Annotated in this window: 20 protein-coding genes; 9 read left to right on the top strand and 11 right to left on the bottom strand. The window is 71.5% G+C overall.

Features of this window, described 5'->3' with window-relative positions:
* Positions 1-108 precede the first annotated feature (108 nt).
* From AB0389_RS29740 to pdhA (AB0389_RS29730), 3 genes are all read right to left on the bottom strand, one after another.
* Complete coding sequence (locus AB0389_RS29740) at positions 109-1,521, bottom strand: dihydrolipoamide acetyltransferase family protein (RefSeq protein WP_366398603.1); 1,413 nt, start codon at positions 1,519-1,521, stop codon at positions 109-111.
* A gap of 14 nt (positions 1,522-1,535) precedes the next feature.
* Positions 1,536-2,528, bottom strand: coding sequence for an alpha-ketoacid dehydrogenase subunit beta (locus AB0389_RS29735; RefSeq protein WP_366398608.1), 993 nt, complete (start codon positions 2,526-2,528; stop codon positions 1,536-1,538).
* Positions 2,529-2,611: 83 nt separating this feature from the next.
* Positions 2,612-3,832, bottom strand: coding sequence for a pyruvate dehydrogenase (acetyl-transferring) E1 component subunit alpha (gene pdhA, locus AB0389_RS29730; RefSeq protein WP_366398602.1), 1,221 nt, complete (start codon positions 3,830-3,832; stop codon positions 2,612-2,614).
* A 325-nt stretch (positions 3,833-4,157) separates the two neighbouring features.
* On the opposite strand from pdhA (AB0389_RS29730), the gene AB0389_RS29725 reads away from it, so the two are divergent.
* From AB0389_RS29725 to AB0389_RS29715, 3 genes are all read left to right on the top strand, one after another.
* Positions 4,158-4,817, top strand: a complete 660-nt coding sequence (locus AB0389_RS29725; RefSeq protein WP_366398601.1) for a response regulator transcription factor — start codon at positions 4,158-4,160, stop codon at positions 4,815-4,817.
* Between the two features lie 222 nt (positions 4,818-5,039).
* Positions 5,040-5,456: a pyridoxamine 5'-phosphate oxidase family protein gene (locus tag AB0389_RS29720; RefSeq protein ID WP_366398600.1), complete on the top strand. Its 417-nt coding sequence runs from the start codon at positions 5,040-5,042 to the stop codon at positions 5,454-5,456.
* Between the two features lie 99 nt (positions 5,457-5,555).
* The gene (locus tag AB0389_RS29715) at positions 5,556-6,602 is read left to right on the top strand and encodes a phosphotransferase (protein WP_366398607.1); all 1,047 of its coding nucleotides are present in this window, start codon (positions 5,556-5,558) and stop codon (positions 6,600-6,602) included.
* 91 nt (positions 6,603-6,693) lie between these two features.
* Here the strand turns inward: AB0389_RS29715 and AB0389_RS29710 are convergent, their stop codons facing one another.
* On the bottom strand, positions 6,694-8,382 hold the full coding sequence (locus AB0389_RS29710; RefSeq protein ID WP_366398599.1) for a protein kinase: 1,689 nt from the start codon (positions 8,380-8,382) through the stop codon (positions 6,694-6,696).
* 360 nt (positions 8,383-8,742) lie between these two features.
* On the opposite strand from AB0389_RS29710, the gene AB0389_RS29705 reads away from it, so the two are divergent.
* From AB0389_RS29705 to AB0389_RS29680, 6 genes are all read left to right on the top strand, one after another.
* Positions 8,743-10,473, top strand: coding sequence for a protein kinase (locus tag AB0389_RS29705; protein ID WP_366398598.1), 1,731 nt, complete (start codon positions 8,743-8,745; stop codon positions 10,471-10,473).
* Positions 10,474-10,615: 142 nt separating this feature from the next.
* A complete protein-coding gene (locus AB0389_RS29700) occupies positions 10,616-11,296 on the top strand; it encodes a hypothetical protein (RefSeq protein ID WP_366398597.1) in 681 nt (226 codons plus the stop codon).
* Between the two features lie 143 nt (positions 11,297-11,439).
* Positions 11,440-12,087, top strand: a complete 648-nt coding sequence (locus AB0389_RS29695; protein ID WP_366398596.1) for a PadR family transcriptional regulator — start codon at positions 11,440-11,442, stop codon at positions 12,085-12,087.
* A gap of 186 nt (positions 12,088-12,273) precedes the next feature.
* On the top strand, positions 12,274-13,059 hold the full coding sequence (locus AB0389_RS29690) for an ABC transporter ATP-binding protein (RefSeq protein ID WP_366398595.1): 786 nt from the start codon (positions 12,274-12,276) through the stop codon (positions 13,057-13,059).
* Entirely contained in the window at positions 13,056-15,914 is a 2,859-nt protein-coding gene (locus AB0389_RS29685; RefSeq protein WP_366398594.1) for an ABC transporter permease, read from the top strand. Before AB0389_RS29690 ends, AB0389_RS29685 begins: the two co-directional genes overlap by 4 nt.
* A 123-nt stretch (positions 15,915-16,037) precedes the next feature.
* A complete protein-coding gene (locus tag AB0389_RS29680; RefSeq protein WP_366398593.1) occupies positions 16,038-16,580 on the top strand; it encodes a bacterial proteasome activator family protein in 543 nt (180 codons plus the stop codon).
* Between the two features lie 92 nt (positions 16,581-16,672).
* Here AB0389_RS29680 and AB0389_RS29675 read toward each other — a convergent pair whose 3' ends face one another.
* The 7 genes from AB0389_RS29675 to pdhA (AB0389_RS29645) form a co-directional block, all read right to left on the bottom strand.
* Positions 16,673-17,653, bottom strand: a complete 981-nt coding sequence (locus AB0389_RS29675) for an NAD(P)H-quinone oxidoreductase (RefSeq protein ID WP_366398592.1) — start codon at positions 17,651-17,653, stop codon at positions 16,673-16,675.
* Positions 17,654-17,767: 114 nt separating this feature from the next.
* Positions 17,768-18,817 (bottom strand): potassium channel family protein, encoded by a 1,050-nt coding sequence (locus AB0389_RS29670; protein ID WP_366398606.1) that lies wholly within the window; start codon positions 18,815-18,817, stop codon positions 17,768-17,770.
* A 20-nt stretch (positions 18,818-18,837) separates the two neighbouring features.
* Complete coding sequence (locus tag AB0389_RS29665) at positions 18,838-20,280, bottom strand: molybdopterin molybdotransferase MoeA (protein WP_366398591.1); 1,443 nt, start codon at positions 20,278-20,280, stop codon at positions 18,838-18,840.
* Entirely contained in the window at positions 20,277-21,131 is an 855-nt protein-coding gene (locus AB0389_RS29660; protein ID WP_366398590.1) for an NTP transferase domain-containing protein, read from the bottom strand. The genes AB0389_RS29665 and AB0389_RS29660 overlap by 4 nt, the downstream gene beginning before the upstream one ends.
* Positions 21,132-21,154: 23 nt before the next feature.
* Positions 21,155-22,504 (bottom strand): dihydrolipoamide acetyltransferase family protein, encoded by a 1,350-nt coding sequence (locus tag AB0389_RS29655; RefSeq protein ID WP_366398589.1) that lies wholly within the window; start codon positions 22,502-22,504, stop codon positions 21,155-21,157.
* Positions 22,504-23,529, bottom strand: coding sequence for an alpha-ketoacid dehydrogenase subunit beta (locus tag AB0389_RS29650; protein WP_366398588.1), 1,026 nt, complete (start codon positions 23,527-23,529; stop codon positions 22,504-22,506). The genes AB0389_RS29655 and AB0389_RS29650 overlap by 1 nt, the downstream gene beginning before the upstream one ends.
* A complete protein-coding gene (gene pdhA / locus AB0389_RS29645) occupies positions 23,526-24,704 on the bottom strand; it encodes a pyruvate dehydrogenase (acetyl-transferring) E1 component subunit alpha (protein ID WP_366398587.1) in 1,179 nt (392 codons plus the stop codon). The genes AB0389_RS29650 and pdhA (AB0389_RS29645) overlap by 4 nt, the downstream gene beginning before the upstream one ends.
* Positions 24,705-24,869 lie beyond the last annotated feature (165 nt).

The following is a 24,869-nucleotide window of genomic DNA, read 5'->3' as shown; positions in this document are numbered from 1 at the left end:
CCCGCCCCTCCCATCTTTCTCCTTTTGTCATTCTCGTCGCGCCTCCGCGGGGCGGCGGGGGGGGCCCCGCCCGGGGCCCCCCCCCCCCGCGCCGGAGTTCTGTGCCGGTCACGCCCAGGTGATCAGGCGCTTCGGCTGTTCCAGGACGGCGGCGATGTCCGCCAGGAAGCGGGAGCCCAGGGCGCCGTCGATGAGGCGGTGGTCGAAGGAGAGCGCCAGGGTGGTGACCTGGCGGGGCTTGACCTTGCCCTTGTGGACCCAGGGCTGGGGCTTGATGGAGCCGACCGCCAGAATCGCGGACTCGCCCGGGTTGAGGATGGGGGTGCCGGTGTCGACGCCGAAGACGCCGACGTTGGTGATGGTGACCGTACCGCCCTGCATCGCCGCCGGGGTGGTGCGGCCCTCGCGGGCCGTGGCCACCAGTTCGCCCAGGGCCTCGGCCAGTTGGGGCAGGGTCCGGTCGTGGGCGTCCTTGATGTTCGGGACGATGAGGCCGCGCGGTGTCGCCGCCGCGATGCCCAGGTTGACGTAGTGCTTGACCACGATCTCCTGGTTGGCCTCGTCCCAGGCGGCGTTGACCTCGGGGTTGCGCTTGATGGCGACCAGCAGCGCCTTGGTGATGAGGAGCAGCGGGTTGACGCGCAGGCCCGCCATGTCCGGGTCGGACTTCAGCTCCTCCACCAGCTTCATCGTGCGCGTCACGTCGACGGTGATGAACTCCGTGACGTGCGGCGCGGTGAAGGCGCTGCCGACCATCGCCGCCGCCGTGGCCTTCCGTACGCCCTTGATGGGGGTACGGGTCTCCCGGCCCGGAGCCGTCGCGGACGCGACCGCGACGGCAACAGCGGCCGGAATCGGCGCCGGAGCCGGAGCCGGGGGCGGAGTCGGCGCCTCGGGCTCCTCCCGTACCGCCACCGCCGCGTGCACGTCATCCCGGGTGATGATCCCGTCCGGGCCCGTCGGCGTGACGGTCGTCAGGTCCACGCCCAGGTCCTTGGCGAGTTTCCGTACGGGAGGCTTCGCCAGCGGGCGGGGGGCGGCGGCCGGGGTGAGGCCGGGGGCGGCCGGCGCGGGCGCGTGGCCGTTCAGCGGCGGAGCCGTGGCCGGCGCCTGCTGCTCGGGGACCGCGGGACCCCGGCGCGGCCGGCGCTTCGTCGACGCCTCGGCCACCCCGTATCCGACCAGGACCGGGGTCCGGGCCGCCGGCTTCGTCTCCGCGGGCGGTTGCGCGGGCTGTTCCACCGGCGGTTCCGCCGCCGATGGCGCCACGTCCACCGTGATGATGGACGCCCCGACATCGACCGTCGTGCCCTCGGCGAAGCGCAGCGCGTGCACCACCCCGTCGTACGGGATGGGCAGTTCGACCGCCGCCTTCGCGGTCTCCACCTCGCACACCACCTGGCCGTCCGTCACCGGGTCGCCCGGCTTGACGTACCACTTGAGGATCTCGGCCTCGGTCAGCCCCTCGCCCACATCGGGCATCATGAACTCGCGGTAGCGAGTGGACGTGTCAGCAGTCATGGTCACGGCACTCCTCAGTACGCGAGCGAGCGGTCGACGGTGTCGAGCACCCGGTCCAGGCCCGGGAGGTACTCGTCCTCCAGCCGCGCCGGCGGGTACGGCGCGTGGTAGCCGCCGACCCGCAGCACGGGCGCCTCCAGGTGGTAGAAGCAGCGCTCGGTGACCCGGGCGGCGATCTCCGCGCCCGAGCCGTAGAAGACCGGCGCCTCGTGGACGACCACGAGCCGGCGCGTCTTCTCCACCGACGCCTGGATCCCGTCGAAGTCGATCGGGGACATCGACCGAAGGTCCAGCACCTCCAGCGACTTGCCCTCCTCCGCGGCAGCCGCCGCGGCCTCCAGACAGACCTTCACCATCGGCCCGTAGGCCACCAGGGTGAGATCCGTGCCCTCGCGCACCACCCGCGCCCGGTGCAGCGGGTCCGGGATCGCCTCGGTGTTGACCTCGCCCTTGTCCCAGTAGCGGCGCTTCGGCTCGAAGAAGATCACCGGATCGTCGCTCTGGATGGCCTGCTGCATCATCCAGTACGCGTCCGACGCCGTCGAAGGCGAGACGACCTTCAACCCCGCCACATGCGCGAACAGCGCCTCGGGCGACTCGCTGTGGTGCTCGACCGCGCCGATGCCGCCGCCGTACGGAATCCGGATCACGACCGGCATCTTGATCTTGCCGAGCGCGCGGGCGTGCATCTTCGCGAGCTGTGTGACGATCTGGTCGTACGCCGGGAAGACGAAACCGTCGAACTGGATCTCCACCACCGGCCGGTAGCCGCGCAGCGCCAGCCCGATCGCCGTGCCGACGATGCCCGACTCCGCGAGCGGCGTGTCGATGACCCGGCCCTCGCCGAAGTCCTTCTGGAGCCCGTCCGTCACCCGGAACACGCCGCCGAGCTTGCCGACGTCCTCGCCCATGATCAGGACCTTGGGGTCGGTCTCCAGCGCCTTGCGGAGCGACTCGTTGATCGCCTTCGCGATCGGCAGCTTCTGTACAGAAGAGACCTTCTCCACGGAGGTGGAGGAAGCCGCGGTCGTGGCGGTGGTCGCAGTAGCCGCGGTGGTCGCGGAACCCGTCGAAGTCTTTGCGTTCATGGCTAGTTGGCCCCCTCTGCCGCATCGTCCGCCGCGCCGTCGTCGAACGACGCCTGGTACGCCGCGAACTGCGCGCGCTCCTCGTCGACGAGCGCGTGCCCGTCCGCGTACACATGGTCGAAGATCGCCATGCGGTCCGGCTGGGGCATCGCCCGTACCACGTCTCTTACCCGCTTGCCGAGCGTCTCGCTCTCCGCCTCCAGGGCCGCGAAGAACGCCTCGTCGGCCGCGCCCACCCGCTCCAGATACCGGCGCAGCCGCAGGATCGGGTCCTTGGCCTGCCAGGACTCCGTCTCCTCGGCCGCGCGGTACTTCGTCGGGTCGTCGGAGGTGGTGTGCGCGCCCATGCGGTACGTGAACGCCTCGACCAGCATCGGCCCCTCGCCCCGGCGCGCCCGCTCCAGCGCGGCCCGGGTCACGGCCAGACAGGCGAGTACGTCATTGCCGTCCACCCGGACGCCCGGGAAGCCGTAGCCCTGCGCGCGCTGGTAGAGCGGCACCCGGGTCTGGCGCTCGGTCGGCTCGGAGATCGCCCACTGGTTGTTCTGGCAGAAGAACACCACCGGCGCGTTGTAGACGGCGGAGAAGGTGAACGCCTCGGCGACGTCCCCCTGACTGGACGCGCCGTCGCCGAAGTACGCGATCACGGCCGAGTCCGCGCCGTCCTTGGCCACGCCCATCGCGTAGCCGGTGGCGTGCAGCGTCTGCGAGCCGATGACGATCGTGTAGAGGTGGAAGTTGTTGGTGTTCGGGTCCCAGCCTCCGTGGTTCACCCCCCGGAACATGCCCAGCAGATTGGTCGGATCCACCCCGCGGCACCAGGCCACGCCGTGCTCACGGTAGGTCGGGAAGACATAGTCGTCGTCGCGCAGCGCGCGGCCCGAGCCGATCTGGGCGGCCTCCTGGCCCAGCAGCGACGCCCACAGCCCCAGCTCCCCCTGGCGCTGGAGCGCGGTGGCCTCGGCGTCGAAGCGGCGCGTCAGCACCATGTCGCGGTAGAGCCCGCGCAGCTCTTCGGGGCTGAGGTCGACCGAGTACTCCGGGTGCTCGACCCGCTCGCCCTCGGGCGTCAGAAGCTGGACGAGCGGGGGCTCGGAACTCTGCGGTCGCGACTTCGACTGCGGGGCCTTTTTGGCGCCGGTGCGCCTCGTACCGCCCGTACCGCCTGTTCCGCCGGCGCTGGTGCGTCGCGGTTTACGAGCGGCAGTGCTTTCCACGGTCACGTGCGTGCTCCTCCGTCTGTCCGGCCCCCGGGATCCGCCGGGAACCAGTGCGGCTGCGCCTGCGCGGTCCGTGCGCACGGGGTGGGTGCGACCGGGCCGTACAGACGTGACAGTTCGCCCCGGCGGACTCTCTGTCACAAGCACGTTACCCAGTAGTCCGCATTACTGCGAAACCCCATTTGACCTGCATTTTTGCTTGGATTTCCAAGTAAATCCGCAGAGTCCGGTACAACCACTGGTCACAGCCTCGCAGGACGCCGGAACACCGGCACGTTATCCCGCTGATCAGCGGCAGGGAAGGGGTGAGTGTGTGAGACTGAATTTCGTGCGAGAAGAGGGAAAAATCACGGTATTCCTGCTTGATGACCATGAAGTCGTCCGCCGGGGCGTCTTCGAGCTGCTCTCGGTCGAGGACGACATCGAAGTCGTCGGGGAGGCGGGTACGGCGGCCGACGCGATGGCCAGGATCCCGGCGACCCGGCCCGATGTGGCGGTCCTGGACGTCCGATTGCCGGACGGGAGCGGGGTCGAGGTCTGCCGGGAGATCCGTTCGCGGGACGAGAACATCAAGTGCCTGATGCTCACCTCGTTCGCCGACGACGAGGCGCTCTTCGACGCGATCATGGCCGGCGCCTCCGGCTATGTACTGAAGGCGATCCGCGGCAACGAGCTGCTGACGGCCGTACGGGACGTGGCGGCCGGGCGCTCGCTGCTCGACCCGGTGGCGACGGCCCGCGTGCTGGAGCGGCTGCGCAACGGGAAGAACCCGAAGGGCGACGAGCGGCTGGCCGACCTGACCGACCAGGAGCGCCGGATCCTCGATCTGATCGGCGAGGGCATGACGAACCGCGCGATCGGCGAGCAGCTGCATCTCGCGGAGAAGACGATCAAGAACTACGTCTCCAGCCTGCTCTCGAAGCTGGGCATGGAGCGGCGCTCGCAGGCCGCGGCGTTCGTGGCGCGGATCCAGGCGGAGAAGCGCTGACGGGCGGGGGCGGTGAGGGGGGCGGTACGGGGGCTCCAGCCTCCGCACCGTACCGCGCCCGAATCCGTACCCCGTACCGCGCCCGCCTCCGCCCGTACCGCGCACCCGCCTGAATCCGTACCGCGTACCGCGCCCGAATCCGTCCTAATCGGGACCAACGTCCCGGGCTTGAGGGGCCGCCTCCCCTGGTGGGGACCCCTCCCGTGACCCAGAGTGGACATCATGTCCACCGAGGAACTCCGCGCCATCGAGCTGCTCAACCGCGTGTCGCACGGACACGTGGCGACGAGCATGCGGGCCATGCCCCTGATGGCGCCCGCCCGCCATGTGGTGACGGGGGGCTCGGTGCTGCTGCGGATGCACGCCGGCCTCGGCTACCACCGCGCCTGCGGCGGCGGGGTGGTGGCGTACGGCGCGGACAACTTCGGCAGCGGCGAGGAGAACCTCTGGTCGGTGCAGTTCACCGGCACCGCCGAACTGGTCGATCCGACCGCTCCAGAAATCGAACTGTTTGATTCAAGTCCGAATTCCGTGGACGGCCAAGCATTCGTGCCCGTCTTTATGCGACTTGAGCCCCAATTTGTCACCGTACATATGATCGAATACGCCCGCGAGCGACAGAGTCAACACGCTGCGTGATCTAACATCTGGCAAGTGCTGCGCTCATATGAAATCGCTGCGCCTGCCGCGACCGCTGTCATTCCCCCGCCCGCCTCCGCCACCCGGCGGACCCCACAGATCCCCGCCACCTCCACGGCCCCACACGCCTCTCACGGCCCCCCAGGGCTCCCCTTACGCACGCTCCTCCGCCGCTACCGCAACGCCGGCGACCTCGTCTCCTGCGAACCCGTCGCCCAAGGGCTTCTCAACCGCGGCTACCGGCTCCGCACCACCCGCGGTGCCTACTTCCTCAAGCACCACCTCGACGGGGACCACGTGTCCATCGCCCGCCAGCACCGCGCCACCCAGCGGCTCCAGACGCTCGGCGTGCCCGTCGCGCCGCCCGTCGAGAGCGCCGGCGGCGACACCGTCGCGGTCATCGGCGGCCGCTGCTACGCCCTGCATCCGTGGATCGAGGGCCACCACCGCGACGGCGCCGAGCTGACGGCCGACGCGTCCCGGCGGCTCGGCGGGCTCCTCGGGCTGGTCCACACGCGTCTGGACGAGGTGATGGAGCCGAACCCGGAGACCCGCCTCAGCCGCCTCCCCTACCTGAGCGCCGACCCCCCCGACACCCTCGGCCTCATCGACGAGCTGCTGGTCCTGGCCCGAGGGCGGACCCACGCGGATGTCTTCGACCGGCTCGCCGAACACCGGCTCGTCGAGCGCCGTGGGCTGCTGGAGCAGCACGCCCACCGCCGCCCGCCGCCCGGCGCCGAGCCCGCCACCGGCTGGGTGCACGGCGACTTCCACCCGCTGAACCTGCTCTACCGGGGCGCGGAACCGGCGGCGATCGTCGACTGGGACCGGCTCGGCGTGGAGCCGCGCGCCGAGGAGGCCGTACGGGCCGCCGCGATCTTCTTCGTCCGGCCGACGGGTGAGCTGGAGCTGGCGAAGGTACGGGCGTACGCCCGCGCGTACCGGAGCGCGGCCGGGACGTGCGCCTCCGAGCTGGCCGCGGCGGTGCACCGGGTCTGGTGGGAGCGCCTCAACGACTTCTGGATCCTGCGCTGGCGCTATCAGCTGGACGACCGGAGGGCGGACCCGCTGTTCGCGGCGGTGTCGGCGCTGGCCGTGTGGTGGACGCGCGAGTACGACGCGGTGTGCGAGGCGTTCGCCGGGTGAGGTTGGACCGGTGACGCGCGGGAGGGGGTGACGGGCAGCTCGCCCGTCACCCCCTCCGTACCGCTTGTACCTCTGTGGGTCCCGCGGCCGGTCAGCCGGTGCCCGTGTTCGTACCCGTGCCGGCGTCCGTACCCGTGCCCGCGTCCGTGCCGCTGCCGGCGTCCGTACCCGTGCCCGCGTTCGTGCCCGTGCCCGCGTCCGTGCCGGTGCCGGCGTTCGTCCCTGTGCCCGCGTCCGTGCCCGCGTTGGCCGTGCCTTCCGTGGTGCCCGCGGAGGCGCCGGTGTCCGTGCCCTCGTCCGTGTTGCCACCGTCATCGGTCGGCTGTGTGTCCTCCGTGGGAGGCGTGTACGTCGGCTCCTCGGACTTCTGCGGGTACGACGGCGTGTAGCGCGGGGTGTAACCCGGGTTCTGGTTGCCGCCGGAGGAGCTGTCCTGCGTGGGCTCGTCCGTGGTCTCCGTCTCCGTGGGCGTCGGGCTCTCGCTCGTCTTCGACTCGGCCGGGGTGGTGCTCTGCTCGACCTTCTTGTTGTCCGTCGGCGTATCGGCCATGTTCTTCACGGCGAACGCGACGCCCACCACGATCGCGATCAGCGCGAGCGCGGCGAAGAGGATCATCTTGCCGCGATTGCCGCCGCCGGACCCGTTGTTGCCGTACTGGCCGTTGCCGTACTGGCCACCGCCGTTGCCGTAACCGCCGTCGTATCCGCCGTCGTTCGGGTTCATCGGCGGCAGGATCGCGCCCTGGGCGGTCTCGCCGTGCGACGGATATCCCATCGCGCTCGTCGCGGCCATGCCCATCGCCGCCGTACCGCCGGCGCCGTGCGCGTCGACCGGGCCGGTGTTCCACGTGCCGGTGTAGCCGCCCTGCTGCTGGAGCATCTGGAGGCCGTACTGGACGAGGCCGCGCATCTCCTCGGCGCTCTGGAACCGGTCGTCCGGCTCCTTCGCCAGCGAGCGCATGACCAGCCCGTCCAGCTCCGGCGGCGCCACGTCCGATGTCTCGGAGGGCGGCACAGGAATGTCCTGAACGTGCTGGTAGACCACGGAGAGCGGCGTTTCGCCGGTGAACGGGGGCCGCAGCGCGAGGAGTTCGTACAGCAGGCAGCCCGTGGCGTACAGGTCGCTGCGGTGGTCGACGGGCTTGCCCAGCGCCTGTTCGGGGGAGAGGTACTGCGGCGTGCCCATGACCATGCCGGTCTGGGTCATCGTCGACTGCGCGCCGTGCAGGGCGCGCGCGATGCCGAAGTCCATCACCTTGACCGCGCCCGCGTCCGTGATGATCACGTTCGCCGGCTTGATGTCCCGGTGCACGATGCCGTGCTCGTGCGAGTAGGCGAGCGCCTCCAGCACCCCGGAGACGATGATCAGCGCCTGCTCGGGGGGCGGCGGGTCCGCGCTGATCAGCAGGTCGCGGATGGTGCGGCCCTCGACCAGCTCCATGACGATGTACGGGACGGTCTGCCCGTTGAGGGTGTCCTCGCCCGAGTCGTAGACCGCCACCACCGCATGGTGGTTGAGCCCTGCGACCGACTGCGCCTCACGCGTGAAGCGGGCCTTCGAGATCGGATCCTCGGCGAGATCCCCGCGGAGCAGCTTCACCGCGACGATGCGGCCGAGCCGTACGTCCTCGGCCGCGAACACCTCGGCCATTCCGCCCCGGCCGAGGCGGTGGGTCATGCGGTACCGGCCGTCGCCGACGGTCCCGCCGACCATTCCGTTGTCGCCCCAGGAGTCCGCCGCATCCGACACTCCGCCGCCTGCTTCGGGTTCGGGTGCCATCAGTCCTCGCCGTCGTTTCTGTCCGCTTGATGACCGCGCGCGCGGTCCGCGGTGGGTCTGTGTTTCTCAGGGGATGTCTCAGGGGTGGCTATGCCACATCACGCTACAGCCTCTGTGTGACACGCCGGTCCAGGATGGACCGGCCATGAAACCTCTTGCGCCGGTACCCGTGCAAATTCCATGATTTTCCTGTAACGCTTCCGAGACGCTTGCTGTGCTTACGGTCACGGAACGGGCACCTCGCTTGACGTGTCGGTGCCCTGGGGCAGACTTGGCCGGGAATGGCGGGATCCGCACGCAGGACCGAGCGAAGCCGCGCTGGGGATCACCGTGTCAGGGCGCCTGGGGGGAAGCAAAATCATGAGCCAGAACGGCGCACAGGGCCGCTATGCGGGCGGTTCGGTCGCGGGCGGCCGGTACCAGCTGCGCGACCTTCTCGGCGAAGGCGGCATGGCGTCCGTATATCTGGCGTACGACGCGGCGCTCGACCGACAGGTCGCGATCAAGACACTCCACACGGAGCTGGGGCGCGAACAGTCCTTCCGGGAGCGCTTCCGGCGCGAGGCGCAAGCTGTTGCGAAGCTGTCGCATACCAACATCGTTTCCGTCTTCGACACCGGCGAGAGCGAGCTGGACGGCGCGCTGATGCCGTACATCGTCATGGAGTACGTCGAGGGGCAGCCGCTCGGCTCCCTGTTGAACGCCGACATCGCCCAGTACGGCGCGATGCCCGCCGACAAGGCGCTCAAGGTGACGGCCGACGTGCTGGCGGCCCTGGAGGCCAGCCACGAGATGGGGCTGGTCCACCGGGACATCAAGCCGGGCAACGTGATGATGACCAAGCGCGGCGTCGTCAAGGTGATGGACTTCGGCATCGCGCGCGCCATGCAGTCGGGCGTCACCTCGATGACGCAGACGGGCATGGTCGTCGGCACCCCGCAGTACCTGTCGCCCGAGCAGGCGCTGGGGCGCGGCGTCGACGCCCGTTCCGACCTGTACTCGGTCGGCATCATGCTCTTCCAACTGCTGACGGGCCGGCTGCCGTTCGACGCGGACTCCGCGCTGGCCATCGCGTACGCGCATGTGCAGGAGGAGCCGGTCGCGCCGTCCAGCATCAACCGTTCGGTCACGCCGGGGATGGACGCCCTGGTCGCGCGGGCGCTGAAGAAGAACCCGAACGAGCGCTTCCCGAGCGCGGAGGCGATGCACGACGAGTGCCTGCGCGTGCTGTTCGCCGGGCAGGCTACGGGCGCTCCCGCGATCGTGCCGAGCGCCCCGCAGGCCAGCGGCTCGGGCGTGGGCTCGGCGGTCTTCCCGCCGGTGGAGCAGGGCACGCAGCCGCCGCAGCAGGGCTCCGTACAGACGCCGTACCAGCCGGGTCCTTACGGACCGCCCACCCCGTCCCCGATGCAGGGGACGGGGCCCGTGCAGGGTGTGGGACCGATGCAGGGCCCGATGCAGGGTGTGGGGCCGATGCAGGGCCCGATCCAGGCGACGCCTGGGTACGGGTATCCGCAGGCGTCCCCCGTCGGGTATCCGGCCGCGCCCTCGATGGGGCAGGGCGCCCAGCCGCCCTACACGATGTCGCCGATGTCGGCCCAGCCGGCGACGGGTTCCGGCCATGGCGGGAACGCGGGCGGGGCCGGCGGAAGCGGCGGCAATCGGAACACGCTGGTGATCGTGGGGGCGATCGTGGTGGCGCTGCTGGCGATCGGCGGACTGATCATGGCGCTGAACAACGGGAAGAGCACGTCCGACGAGGCCAAGGATCCCGTTGCCTCGAAGTCCACGGCGGCGGGCCACCAGGATCCGGAGCGGAACCGGACCATCAAGTCGACGGCGTGCTCGAACGCCCCGACGGACGGGCTGGATCCGTCAAAGGTGTCGGCGCCCGATCTGCGGTACAAGGACCTGCTCTCGGTGAAGGACTGTCTGCGCGCGGCAGGCTGGAAGTGGAAGACGCCGAAGGAAGTGGACAGCGGCCAGTACGCCGAGGACATCGTGATCGAGCAGTACCCGAGTTCCGGCAGCGCGGTCCTGCCCAATGACCAGGAGTTCGAGCTGACGATCTCGACGGGCAACCCCGAGTAGGCAGCCCGAGTAGGCAGCCCCGAGTAGGCAGCCCGTCGGACGGTCGCCGGGTGCTGCTGCTCCGCTTGGCGCGCTCTACCGCCTCACTCTGTGCCTATTTATCCGAGATGCCGTAGTTGTCGCCGCGTGTGACGCTGAATCGGTGAAGTCGGTCACTCCGAGGATCCGTACACCCTGCGCACTCGCGATCGCGGCGCTGCTGCTGACCGCACCCGACGCGCTCGCCGACGAGTCCGTACCACCCTCTGCCGCGGCCGTGGCCGCTGTTGCGCCCTCGCCGGCGCCCGCGAGCGTAGCCGCCGACGAAGACGGCGATACGGACGCGGAGGACGGGGACGGGGGCCGGGACGGGGACGGGGGCCCGGACGAGGACGAGGCCGGGACGGGCGCAGGGAAGGGGAAGGACTCCGGAAGCGGCGCCCGGCCCGGCATGCCTTCTTCCGGACGGCCCGCCGGCCGGTCACCCGCCCCGGCCGGGCACGCGTCGTCCTCACCGCCACCCTCACCGCCGCACTCACCGCCGCACTCGTCCTCCGCTCCGGCGACGCCGTCCCCCACCCGTACCGGCTCGCGTTGGCTGCCCGAGGACGAGGACGAGGACGAGGCTGCGGCGGAGGCGGCGGCGGAGGCGGCGGCGGAGTCAGAGGCGGGGGAGGAGTCCGCCGCGCCGGGTGAGCATCCCCCCGACGCCGGACGCCGGCGCTCCCCGCGCGCGATGACGCAGACGGCGGTGCGGCCCGTTCCCGTACTGACCCTGGGGACGGGATTTCTGCTGACCGGGCTCGGGATCGGCTTCCTGGGGCTGCGTCTCAGGCGCCGCTGAAGGCGCGGCGAACACGTCGTTGGACCTGCCGTAGACGGTCGTTGAACGTGCCCGCCGAACGCGCCGTCATCCTTACGGCGGACTTACGGGCTCCCCCTCAGGTCGCTTGCCCAAAACCTCTCCCGTCCCCCAACATACTCAGTATGTCGATTCGCCACGGGCTTCTCGCCCTCCTGGAACACGGGCCGCGGTACGGCTCCCAGCTCCGTACGGAGTTCGAGTCCCGCACCGGTTCCACCTGGCCGCTCAACGTGGGGCAGGTGTACACGACCCTCAACCGGCTGGAGCGCGACGGCCTGGTCGTCCAGGAGGGCGAGGACGCGGCAGGACACGCGCTCTACCTGATCACGCGCGCCGGCCGCGCGGAGTTGCACTCCTGGTTCCGTACGCCGGTCGACCGGGCCAACCCACCGCGCGACGAGCTGGCGATCAAGCTCGCCATGGCCGTGGGCGCGCCGGGGGTCGACATCAGGGCCGTCATCCAGTCACAGCGGCACCACACCATCCGGGCGATGCAGGACTACACGCGGCTCAAGGCCCAGGCCCTGGCGGCCGTGCCGACCAACCGGGACGAGGTGGCCTGGCTGCTCGTACTGGAGCAGTTGATCTTCCAGACCGAGGCCGAGGCCCGCTGGCTCGACCACTGCGAGTCCCGGCTGATCCGGCTCTCCCTGACGCAGCCCGTAACGGCCGCGCAGCCGGCCGCACAGCCATCCGCGCAGTCGTCCACGGAAGACCCGGCGGCGGGCAACCCGGCGACCGTCGGACCGCCCACCGAGCAGACTCCCTAGCCGTTCCGACCTCCCGCACCACCCACGCACCACCCGCACCTCACACACCGCACCGAGTCGCCTGCCCGCCGTGTCCCCGCCCCGGCAGGACGGTGATCGCACAGAGGCACCACGGCGTCGGCACCGCACGCCCGTGGCCGCCTCACCTTTGCGCACGTACCCACATAAACCCCGAAGGGGCCCGTCATGCCCGGCACGTCACAGCAGCCTCATCCGTCGCCTCAGCCACTCCAGTCACAGGACGGGCAGTCGCCCGTACTCCAGCTGGAGAATCTGACCCGGGTCCACGGCAGCGGCGCCACCGAAGTGCACGCCCTGCGCGGGGTCAACCTCAGCGTGTTCCCCGGTGAACTCGTCGCCGTCATGGGCCCGTCCGGCTCGGGCAAATCCACGCTGCTGACCATCGCGGGCGGCCTCGACTCCCCCACCTCGGGACGCGTACTCGTCGAGGGCACCGACGTCACCAGCGCGAGCCCGAAGCAGCTCGCGGCCATCCGCCGCCGCAGCATCGGTTATGTCTTCCAGGACTACAACCTGATCCCCGCCCTCACCGCCGCCGAGAACATCGCGCTCCCCCGCGAACTGGACGGGACCTCCGCACGCAAGGCGCGCGTCGAGGCCCTGGCCTCGCTGACGGAGATGGGCCTCGAACAGCTCGCCGACCGGTTCCCCGACGAGATGTCCGGCGGACAGCAGCAGCGGGTGGCGATCTGCCGGGCGCTGGTCGGCGACCGTCGGCTGGTGCTCGCCGACGAGCCGACCGGCGCCCTCGACTCCGAGACCGGTGAGTCCGTCCTCGCGTTGCTGCGCAGCCGCTGCGACGCGGGGGCGGCCGGCATCCTGGTCACCCATGAGCCGCGCTTCGCCGCCTGGGCGGACCGGGTGGTCTTCGTACGGGACGGCTCGGTCGTGGACCAGACGCTACGCGCCGACGCCGACTCGCTGCTGACCGGCCAGGCGGCCGAGCTGTGAGTACTCTGCTCCACTCCTGGCGCGCCGCGATCCGTATCGCCCGCCGCGACGCCTGGCGCTTCAAGGGACGCAGCTTCCTCGTCCTCACCATGATCGCCGTTCCCGTCATGGGTGTGAGCGCGATGGATCTGACCATCCGCAGCGCTTCTCTCACCTCCGCGCAGGAGCTGGACCGCGATCTGGGCGCCGCCGCCGCGCGGATCACCGACCCCCGCTACGCGGGTGAGCCCGTACTCCAGACGCCGGATGCCGAGGACTACCGGCCGGAGAAGGAGGACTCGGAGGACGGCAGCAACGCGGTACCGGACGCACCCACGGATCCCAAGAAATCCGTCCCGGCGGGCGCCACATTTCTGACGGACACCAGTGGGTCCGCGCGGCTCCGCACCACCGAGGGGCTGCTGAACACCGAGATCCGCGAGCTGAAGGCCGGTGACCCGCTGGCGCGGGGCATCATGACGCTCAAGAGCGGCCGATTCCCGGCAAGGGCCGGGGAAGCCGCCGCGACCACGCACTTCCTGGAGACGAGCGGTCTGAAGGTGGGCTCCAAGCTCACCGCGCGCGGCCTGAACGCGGACTACCGGATCGTCGGCTCGTACGAGCTACCCAGCGAACTCAACACCGACCAGGTCAATGTGCTGCCCGGCGCGCTCCTCTCCCCGCTCGACGAGGCGCTGCGGGCCGCGGGGCTGGGCTCCGACACCCCGCGTACCACCCTGCTGGTCGGCACGCCCGGTGGTTTCACGTGGAACATGGTGAAGGAGGCCAACGCCAGAGGTGTCGTGGTCCTGTCGCGCGCCGTTGTCCTGAACCCGCCCGCCGACGCCGATGTGCCGCTCTACCAGCACAAGAACTGGAACGGCGGATGGGACCCGGGCTCTTCGACCACCGCCTCCGAGCAGGCCATCCTCATCACGATCGTCGGCCTCGCCGTCCTGGAGATCTGCCTGCTGGCGGGGGCCGCCTTCGCCGTCGGCGCCCGGCGCTCGCGCCGCCAGCTCGGTCTGGTGGGCGCCAACGGCGGTAACCGCAGCCATATCCGGGCCATCGTGCTCTCCGGCGGTCTGGTGATCGGTATCGCGTCGGCCGTCACCGGTACGGTCATCGGCATCGCCCTCACCGCGGCCCTCCGTCCCGTGCTGGAGGACTATCTGGGCCAGCGCTTCGGCGGCCTCTCGTTCCGGCCGCTGGAGCTGCTCGGCATCGCGCTGGTCGCGGTGATCACCGGCCTGCTGGCCGCGCTCGTACCGGCCATCACCGCCTCCCGGGAGTCCGTGCTGGCCTCGCTCACCGGCCGTCGGGGCATTCGCCGGAGCAACCGGGTGCTGCCTTCCCTGGGGCTGGCCGCGGTCCTGCTCGGCGCGGCGATCGCGCTGTACGGAGCGCTGCTCTCCAGAACGACCTTGCTGGTCATGGGCGGCAGCGTCATAGCCGAGCTGGGGTTCATCGCCATGACCCCCGCGCTGGTGGGTCTGTTCGGGAAGATCGGTACCTGGCTCCCGCTGTCGCCCAGGCTGGCGCTGCGCGACGCCGTCCGTAACCGGGGGCGCACGGCACCCGCGGTGGCCGCGGTACTGGCCGCGGTGGCCGGCACGGTGGCGGTCTCCACGTACACGGCGAGCCTGGACGCCCAGAACCGGGCCGAGTACGTGCCGAAGCTGCCTGACGGAGCGGTCCAGCTCAGCGTCTGGGAGGGCGCCGGCCGGGAGCTCCCGGCCATCCGGAACGCGGTCGAGAAGACTCTGCCGGTCGACGTGCGCGCCCCTGTCAGCAGTCTCGCCGTCGGTGGGCCCTCCTGCACCGGTTTCGACATCGCGAAGGGCTGCGGGACGTACGCGGTGATCGTCCCCAAGGCCAACAAGTGCCCCTTGGACGAACTCGGTGACAAGGACGTCAGCGAGGTGTTCAGCGCGGCCGAGCAGCGCAGACTCGGCAAGGACTGGCGCTGCGAGAACGATCCGTTCTACGGCCGAGGTATCAATCAAGTGCTCGTCGGTGACGCCGAGCTGCTCAAGGTTCTGGGCATCGACGATCCGGGCGCGACAAAGGCTCTCGCGGACGGCAAGATCGTCTCGCTGTACAAGCCGGCCATCGACGCCGAGGGAGAGATCGGCATCACTCTGGCCGCCGACGCACAGAAGGCGGAGAAGGAGATAGCGAGCGGAAAGGAACTGACGGGCGAGATCAAGAAGTTCACCGCATACGAGGTGCCGGGCGACCCCAGGACCTACGGCATCTCCTTGGTTCTCACGTCGGCCACGGCCGAGGCCGCCGGCTTCGGCGCTGCCCCGACCGGCGCGTACTACACGACCAGTCGGCTGCCCAGCAGCGACCAGAAGCAGCGGATGGACAGCGAGCTGGCCAAGACCGGCAACGACGCGTGGGTGCAGATCGAGGACGGCTACTCCAGCCGGTACGGCATCGTGCTGCTGGCGCTGACGGTCTTCGCCGGGCTGGTCACCATCGGCGCCGCCGGTATCGCCACCGGTCTCGCCCAGGCCGACGCGGAAGCGGATCTCAAGACGCTCTCCTCGGTCGGCGCCCCGCCCCGGGTCCGCAGGACGCTCAGCGGATTCCAGTGCGGCGTGGTCGCGGTGATGGGGGTGGTGCTCGGTTCGGCGGCCGGCATGCTGCCGGCCGTGGGACTGCGGCTGACCGAGCGGCGCGAGCTGCTGGACGAGTACCAGCAGTCCTGGGACGCGGGGTGGGCCGAGGGATCGGCACCGTACGTGCCGATCGTCATCCCGTGGGAGACGATGGGGGCCCTGCTGATCGCGGTACCGCTCGGCGCGGCGGTTCTGGCGGCGCTGGTCACCCGCTCGCACCGCACGCTGGGTCGCCGGTCGGTGACGTAAACCTGTCGGTGCCCGCGCGGTCCGTGCCCCTGTAAGAAGGCGGTCCGTGCCCCCGTACGAAGGTCGAGCGCCTTCGTACGGGGGCACACCACGTGGGGCGCGCGCGTGCGCGACAATGGCCGCATGGAGATGCCGAGGAACGAACGGTCGCAGGAGAGTCCCCATGTCCTCGTAGTGGGGCAGGACGGGATGGCGCTCGGCGCCGGGGCAGCCGGCGGCGAGTCGCGCGAGATCCCGGTGACGGAAATGGTCGAACAGCCCGCGAAGGTCATGCGCATCGGCAGCATGATCAAGCAGCTTCTGGAGGAAGTGCGGGCGGCTCCTCTGGACGAGGCCAGCCGGGTACGGCTGAAGGAGATCCACGCCGGCTCGGTGAAGGAGCTGGAGGACGGTCTCGCCCCCGAGTTGGTCGAGGAGCTGGAGCGGCTCTCGCTCCCGTTCACCGACGAGGCCATCCCCTCGGAGGCGGAGCTGCGGATCGCGCAGGCCCAGCTGGTGGGGTGGCTGGAGGGCCTCTTCCACGGAATCCAGACGGCACTGTTCGCGCAGCAGATGGCGGCCAGGGCCCAGCTGGAGCAGATGCGGCGGGCGCTGCCTCCTGGTTCGATCCAGGAGGACGAGAGCGAGCAGGGACACGGCGCGATCCGCTCGGGTCCGTACCTCTAACCCTGTAGTACGAGTAGCACTCGCTGTCACGCGGAGGCCCGGCACACCTCAAGGGGTGGGCCGGGCCTCCGCGTTGCACGGTCAGGGCGCGATTAAGGCGCGGTCAGCAGCAGCTTGCCGACGTGCGTGCTGGCCTCCAGGGCCCGGTGTGCCTCCGCCGCCTCCGTCATCGGCAGCGTCCGGTCCACGACGGGCCGGACCCGGCCGCCGGCGATGAGCGGCCAGACATGCTCCCGTACGGCGGCGATGATCGCCGCCTTCTCGGCCTGCGGGCGGGCGCGCAGCGAGGTCGCCGTGATGGCGGCGCGCTTGCTCAGCAGGGCACCGAGGGAGAGTTCGCCCTTCGCGCCGCCCTGGAGACCGATCACCGCGAGACGGCCGTTCACGGCCAGCGCCCGGATATTGCGGTCCAGATACTTCGCACCGACGATGTCGAGGATGACATCGGCTCCCGCGCCGTCCGTGGCCTTGTCGATCTCCGCCACGAAGTCCTGCTCGCGGTAGTCGATCAGGATGTCCGCGCCCAGCTCGGCGCAGCGCGCCAGCTTGTCCCGGCCGCCCGCCGTGACCGCGACCCGGGCGCCGACCGCCTTGCCCAACTGGATGGCCATGGTGCCGATCCCGCTCGCGCCACCGTGTACGAGCAGGGTCTCGCCGGGCCGCAGGTGGGAGATCATAAAGACGTTGGACCAGACCGTCGCGGCCACCTCGGGCAGCGCGGCGGCCGTGGCCAGATCCACCCCCTCGGGTACGGGCAGCAGCTGGCCGGCGGGGACGGCGACCTGCTCGGCGTAGCCTCCACCGGCCAGCAGGGCGCACACCTCGTCGCCTACGGCCCAGCCCGCGACCCCCGGGCCGAGCGCGGTGATACGGCCCGCGCACTCCAGTCCGGGGTACGGGGAGGCGCCGGGCGGCGGGTCGTAGAAGCCCTGCCGCTGGAGCAGATCGGCGCGGTTCACCGCGCTCGCGACAACCTCGACGAGGACTTCGCCCTCGCCCGGTACGGGATCGGGCACCTCGGCCCATACAAGCGCCTCGGGGCCACCGGGTTGCGGAATCGTGATCGCATGCATGGCCGCGAGGCTACTCCGACGGGCGGCGCGACAGCGGGATCAGCGGCCAGGGATCAGCGGCCGGGGGGTCAGCGGCCGGGGGATCAGCTGGGGCGCGGGATCGGCCGGCCGCCCTCAGTAGCTCGGTTCGGCCGGGTTCTCGGCGCGGACGATCGTGATCAGCCGGTCCGTCAGCTGGAGCGGGCTCGCCGCCGGGTCGTCGTAGCCGATCAGCCGGTGCCCGCGCAGCACGCTCACCACCAGGTCGTCCGTCTCCCGGACGTTCCGCCCCACCTCGGCCTTTATGACGGGGCGTTCGATGAGATCGAGGCCGCTGCCCTGCTGGATCAGATCCTCCATCACCGTACCGGCGCTGGGGCTGAGCACGGACAGTCCGAGCAGCCGGCCTGCCGCACTGGCGCTGGTGATCACCGCGTCCGCGCCGGACTGGCGCAGCAGCGGCGCGTTCTCCTCCTCGCGCACCGCGGCGACGATCTTGGCGCCACGGTTGAGCTGACGCGCGGTCAGCGCCACCAGCACCGCCGTGTCGTCGCGCTGGGTGGCGATGACGATCTGCCGGGCCCGCTGGAGTTCGGCCCGCAGCAGCACATCGCTCCGGGTCGCGTCGCCGAGGACGCCGACGAACCCTTCGGCGTTGGCCGCGTCGATCACCTTGCTGGACGGGTCGACGATGACGATCTGTTCCTTCTTCAGACCCGTGGCACAGAGGGTCTGCATCGCCGAGCGTCCCTTGGTGCCGTAGCCGACGATGACGGTGTGGTCACGCAAGTTGGACCTCCAGCGGTTCAGCCGCCACTCCTCGCGGGTGCGCTCCGTGAGCACCTCAAGAGTCGTACCGACCAGGATGATGAGGAAGAGCACCCGCAGCGGGGTCACCAGCAGCACATTGGCCAGCCGCGCGCCGGAGCTGTACGGGACGATGTCGCCGTAACCCGTCGTGGAGAGCGTGACGGTCGCGTAGTAGACGGAGTCGAGGAAGTCGACCGAGTTGTCCGCGTTGTCGTGGTAGCCGTCTTTGTCGATATAGACGATGAACACGGTCAGGGCCAGGACGAACAGCGCCATCAGAAGGCGTCTGCTGACCTGCCGCAACGGCCGTACGACCGTGCGGCGCGGCAGCTTCACCGGGGCCGTGACCAGATACTCGTCCGCTCGCCTGGCCATGGCGTCCTGGCCCGGAAGTTTCACGTGAAACACCCTCCATCGACCGATGCCGTCCAGGGCAGGTCGAGAACTTCCAGTTCATCGCCGGACCGCGCGCCACCCGGCGCCACGACCGCGAGTCCATCCGCGGCGGCGATACCGCGCAGCATGGCAGGCCCGTGAAAACGCAGCGGCACCAGCCCCTCGTCGTGGTGGACGAAGGGCACGAGGCGGGTGTCGTACGGATGGCCGGGCACCGCGTCACGCAGTGGCGCGTGGTACGGCGTCCGGGGCGCCCGCCCGGCCAGCGTACGCAGCAGGGGTTCGGCGAGTGTCAGCAGCCCGGAGACGGCCGCGAGCGGATTGCCGGGCAGCCCCACCAGATACCGGCCGGACGGCAGCGCGGCGAGCAGCATGGGGTGGCCGGGGCGTACGGCGACCCCGTCCACCAGCAGTTCGGCGCCCACCCGCGCGAGCACCGGATGGACATGGTCGACCGGGCCCGCCGCCGTACCGCCCGTGGTGAGGATCAGATCGGCCTCGGACGCGGTGATCGCCCCGTACAGTGCCTCCGCGTCGTCACCGAGGCGGCGGGTGGCGATGACCTCGGCGCCGAGAGCGCGCAGCCAGGGCGCCATCATCGGGCCCAGGGCGTCGCGGATCAGCCCGTCGTGGGGGATTCCGGCGGCGAGCAGTTCATCGCCGAGGACAAGCACCTCGACGCGCGGGGGCGGGACGGTGAGCAGCTCGTCGTAGCCGGCGGCGGCGGCCAGGCCCAGTACGGCGGGCGTGACCGGGGCTCCTGCGGGCAGCAGCCGGTCCCCGGAGCGGCACTCCTGGCCGCGCGGCCGGATGTCCTGGCCCTGGGTCACCGCGCGGCGCTCGGCGTGCAGATGGCCGGTGGCGTCGACGCGGGCGTGCTCGCTGCGGATCACGGCGGTGGTGTCGGGCGGGATCCGGGCGCCGGTGGCGATCCGTACGGCCGTGCCGTCGGCGAGCGCCGCAGACCGGCCGTGACCGGCGAGGATGCCCGCGGCGGCGGAGTCGGTGCCTGCGGGCGCCACGGACCGTACGGACCAGGGGCCCGGTCCCGAGACCGCCCAGCCGTCCATGGCGGAGGTGTCGAAGGACGGCAGGTCGGTGAGCGCGGCCAGCGGCTCGGCGAGGGCCCGGCCCAGGGCCTGGTCGAGAGGCACACGTCCCGGCGTCGGCCCCGGCTTTGCCGATCGGCCGGCGCGGGCCGCGAGCGCGCGGGCCGCCGTCCATGACGCGGCGCGGTGGCGCTCCCGGCGCTCGTGCGGGACGTCCGCCGGAGCGCCGCGCCGGTCCGCGCCGGAAGACGGCGGGGAGTGCGGCGAGTTCGGGGAGTTCGGGGAGTCCCCGCCCGGAGCGCGGGCCACGACCGGCTCTCTGCCCACCAGCGCGAGGACGTCCTCGATCCCGTCGATACCGTCGATCCCCTCGATACCGTCGTGGCCGGTCATCCGGCGTCGGTCCCGGTCTCGTCCGCCCAGCGCCGGGCGAGCGCCACCGCCTTGCGCGCGGCCTCGGCGACGGCTTCGGGGCCGTCCCCGCCGGCCCGGCCCGCCGCGTAACCGACCAGGAAGGTCGTCAGCGGCGCGGCGGGCCGGGCGACGCCGTGCGCGGCGTCACGGGCGAGGTCGAGGAGGAGGACGGTGTCGACATCCAGCTCGATGCCGAGTTCGTCCTTGACTGCGGTGATCCATTCGTCCAGCACGGTCCCATGCTCTCTGATGCGCGCCCGGGCCGTGGAGATGTCCTCCCAGGTGTCGCAGTCGAAGGAGGCGAACGGGTCGGCCTCGACCCGTTCGCGGTCGAGTTCCTGGGTCAGCAGGCGCAGCGGCAGACCGGCGAGGCTGCCGTACTCGGCCCTCAGCAGGGCGATCTCACGGCGCAGCGGCTCGACGCGGTAGGCGGCGACCAGCGGCTGGTCACGGCCGTCGGCGTCGGTGAGCAGCGCCGCTTCCCTGCTGGTGGCGTCGAGGACGCCGATCAGCCGGCGGACCGTCGCCCGGTCGAGGAACGGCAGATCCGCCGAGAGGACGAGTACGGTCCCGGCGTCGGCGGCGAGCCCCCGTACCCCCGCGTCGAGCGCGGCGAGCGGACCGCCGCCGGGCGGCTCCTCGCGCGTCCAGCGCACCGGCCGCACCGTGGGCCGTCTGCCGCCGACGACCACGGTGCTGTCCGCTCCCGCGCTCGCCGCCAGCACTCGGTCGAGAAGCGCCCGGCCGCCGACCCGTACTCCTGGCTTGTCGGCCCCGCCGAGCCGCTGGGCGGTGCCTCCGGCGAGCACGATGGCGTCATAGGCGGTCATGGCTGAAGTATGAGCCGCCCCGGTCAGAGCGTGCGCAGCAGTACCACCGGCTGTTCTACGCAGTCCGCCACGTACCGCAGGAAGCCGCCCGCCGTACCGCCGTCGCAGACCCGGTGGTCGAAGGTGAGCGACAGCTGAACGACCTGGCGTACGGCCAACTCGCCCTGGTGCACCCATGGTTTGGGCACGATCCTGCCGACGCCGAGCATCGCCGCCTCGGGGTGGTTGATGATCGGCGTGGAACCGTCGACCCCGAACACCCCGTAGTTGTTGAGCGTGAACGTGCCACCGGTCAGCTCGGCCGGCGTCAGCGTGCCCGTCCGGCCCGCCTCCGTCAGCCGCGCGAACTCGGCGCTCAGCGACTCCGCCGAGCGTGCGTGCGCGTCCCGTACGACGGGGACGACCAACCCTCGGTCCGTCTGCGCGGCGAATCCGAGATGCACCCTGGTGAGCCGGACGATCTCGCGGGCCACCGGGTCCACGGTCGCGTTCAGCTCGGGGTGGCGGGCGAGCGCCGCGGTGCAGATCCGGGCCAGCAGGGCGAGCAGCGAGATCTTCGGGCCGTCGGCCGCGTTCATTGCCGCCCTGGCGGCCATCAGCTCCGTCGCGTCCGCGTCGACCCAGCACGTCGCGTCCGGTATCTCGCGCCGGCTGCGGGCCAGCTTGTCCGCGATCGCGCCCCGTACGCCGCGCAGCGGCACCCGTACCGCGTCGGCGTCAGGCGCGGGGACCGGCGCGGGGGCCTGGGCCGGTGGCACCATGGCCGGCGCGGCCGGGGTGCGTGCCACGCCCTGGCCGATCGCCTGCTCGACATCGCAGCGCAGGATCAGCCCGTCCCGCCCCGAGCCGGTCAACCCCCGCAGATCGACTCCGTGTTCGCGGGCGAGCCGGCGGACCAGCGGCGAGACGACCGGGACCGGTCCCGGCGCGGTACCGTTCACCGGCCGGCCGGTGGAAGCCGTCCCGCGCGGCGGCCGGATCCGGCGCCGGCGCGAGGACGCCGCGCTCGTCCCGTACCCGACCAGCACATTGCCCGATGCCTCCGGCGCGGGCCCGGTATCCGCCGCGGGCACGGACGCGGCAGCAGCCGCGTCGGCGGGCGCGGAGGCCGCCGCGGGCCGCTCCGCCGCGCCCACCGCCACCGTCAGCAGGGGTGCGCCCACCGGCAGCTCCGTGCCCTCCTCGCCGTAGCGCGCGGTCACCACGCCCCCGTAGGGGCAGGGCACCTCGACCATCGCCTTGGCGGTCTCGACCTCGACCACCGGCTGATCGACGGCGACGACATCCCCCACCGCCACCAGCCAGCGCACGATCTCGGCCTCGGTCAGCCCTTCCCCGAGATCCGGCAGTTTGAATTCCAGCACCTGGGCCATCAGCTCTCCGTCTCCCACTGGAGCCGCGCGACCGCGTCCAGCACCCGGTCCACTCCCGGAAGATGGTGCCTCTCCAGCATCGGCGGCGGGTACGGAATATCAAATCCGGCCACCCTGAGGACCGGCGCTTCCAGATGGTGGAAGCAGCGCTCGGTGATCCGGGCGGCGATCTCCCCGCCGGGGCCGCCGAAGCCGGTGGACTCGTGGACCACCACCGCCCGGCCCGTCCGCCGTACGGACGCGGCGACCGTCTCGTCGTCGAACGGCACCAGGGAGCGGAGATCGACGACCTCCAGGTCCCAGCCCTCCTCCCGGGCCGCCTCGGCCGCCTCCAGACAGACCGGCACGGAAGGACCGTACGTGATCAGGGTGGCGCCGGAACCCCGCCGCCGCACGACGGCCCGCCCGATCGGGGGGACCTCGGTGGGCTCGTCCGGCGACCACGCCGCCTTCGACCAGTAGAGCCGCTTCGGCTCCAGGAAGACCACCGGATCGTCCGAGGCGATCGCCGCCCGCAGCAGCCCGTACGCGTCCTCCACCGTCGCGGGCGTGACGACATGGAGCCCCGGAGTCGCCATGTAGTACGCCTCGGAGGAGTCGCTGTGGTGCTCCACGCCGCCGATCCCGCCGCCGTACGGGACGCGCACCGTGATCGGCAGGGGCATCGCGCCGCGTGTGCGGTTGCGCATCTTGGCCACATGGCTGATCAGCTGCTCGAACGACGGATAGGCGAAGGCGTCGAACTGCATCTCCACGACGGGCCGCAGCCCGTACATCGCCATCCCTACGGCGGCCCCGAGGATGCCCGCCTCGGCGAGCGGGGTGTCCGTACAGCGCGCGTCCCCGAACTCGGCGGCGAGTCCGTCGGTGATCCGGAAGACACCGCCGAGCGTCCCGACGTCCTCTCCGAGGACATGGACCGACGGGTCCTCGGCCATCGCGTCACGCATCGCGCGCCGCAGGGCCTGCGCCATGGTGGCGGACCGCACCGCGGCCGGGGCGACCGTCGTCCCGACGGCGGTCATCGCGCCTCACCCGCCGCGTCACCTTGGTAGGAGGCCGCCTCGGCGTCCAGCTCCGCGCGGAGCAGGGCCGCCTGCTCGCGCAGTTGGGGCGTCGGCTCCGCCCAGACGTGCGCGAAGATCTCCATCGGGTCGAGCGCCGGCTCGGCGTTCATCCGCTCGCGCAGCCGCGCGGCCATCGCCTCGGCCGCCTCCGCCGCCCGGGTGACACCCGCCTCGTCGAGCACGCCGCGCGCCAGCAGCTCCCGCTCCAGCAGCCGGACCGGGTCGTGCGCCCGCCAGGTCTCGACCTCCTCCGCGTCCCGGTAGCGCGTGGCGTCGTCGGCGTTCGTATGCGCGTCGACGCGGTACGTCACGGCCTCGACGAGCGTCGGCCCGTCGCCGCGCCGGGCCCGCGCCATGGCCTCCCCGAGCACCGTGTGCACCGCGACCGCGTCGTTCCCGTCGACGAGCCGGCCCGGCATCCCGTACCCGACGGCCTTGTGGGCCAGGGAGGGCGCCGCGCTCTGCTTGGCGAGCGGCACGGAGATCGCGAAGCCGTTGTTCTGGACGAGGAAGACCACAGGAGCGCGCCAGACGGCGGCGAAGTTCAGCGCCTCGTGGAAGTCGCCCTCGCTGGTGCCGCCGTCCCCCACCAGGGCCAGCGCGACCACATCGTCCCCCTTGAGGCGGGCCGCGTGCGCCAGACCGACCGCGTGCGGCAGCTGGGTGGCCAGCGGCGTGGACAGCGGGGCAACCCGGTGTTCGCGCGGGTCGTAGCCGGAGTGCCAGTCGCCGCGCAGCAGCGTCAGCGCCTGTACGGGGTCGAGCCCGCGCACCACGGCCGCGAGGGTGTCGCGGTAGCTGGGGAAGAGCCAGTCCCGCTCGCGCAGGACCAGCGCCGCCGCGACCTCGCACGCTTCCTGGCCGGTGCTCGACGGATAGACCGCGAGCCGTCCCTGCTTGGTGAGCGCCGTCGCCTGCGTGTTGTACCTGCGGCCGCGCACCAGCTCGGCGTAGAGCCGCAGCAGCAGCGCGGGCTCCGCGCCCGCGGCGGCGTCCGTACCCAGCACCCGGTACGGCTCGGGGTCGGGAAGCAGCGGGGCGGGGTCGGTACGCGGGCGCCACGCCGGGGGCGGAGTCGGCCGGTGGGCCGCGGCGGCGGGTGGTTCCTGGACCGACGTACTGCTTTTCTTCACGCGTGCACCTCCTCGTGGGAGCGGGCAGACGGGGTGCCGATGTGTGCGGCACGCCTCCCTACCGATTGTTCGGTCGCCGGGCCATTTTGGCTACACACGCCTTCAGCCTGTGGACAAACGGTTCTCCACAGCCTGGGATGGACGCAGGTCGTCCATGGCGTGGAG

The sequence above is a fragment of the Streptomyces sp. NPDC093109 genome (assembly GCF_040701725.1).
Taxonomy (GTDB): Bacteria; Actinomycetota; Actinomycetes; order Streptomycetales; family Streptomycetaceae; genus Streptomyces.
Note: the sequence above shows the minus strand (reverse complement) of the source record. Positions and strands in the feature narration are given on the sequence as shown.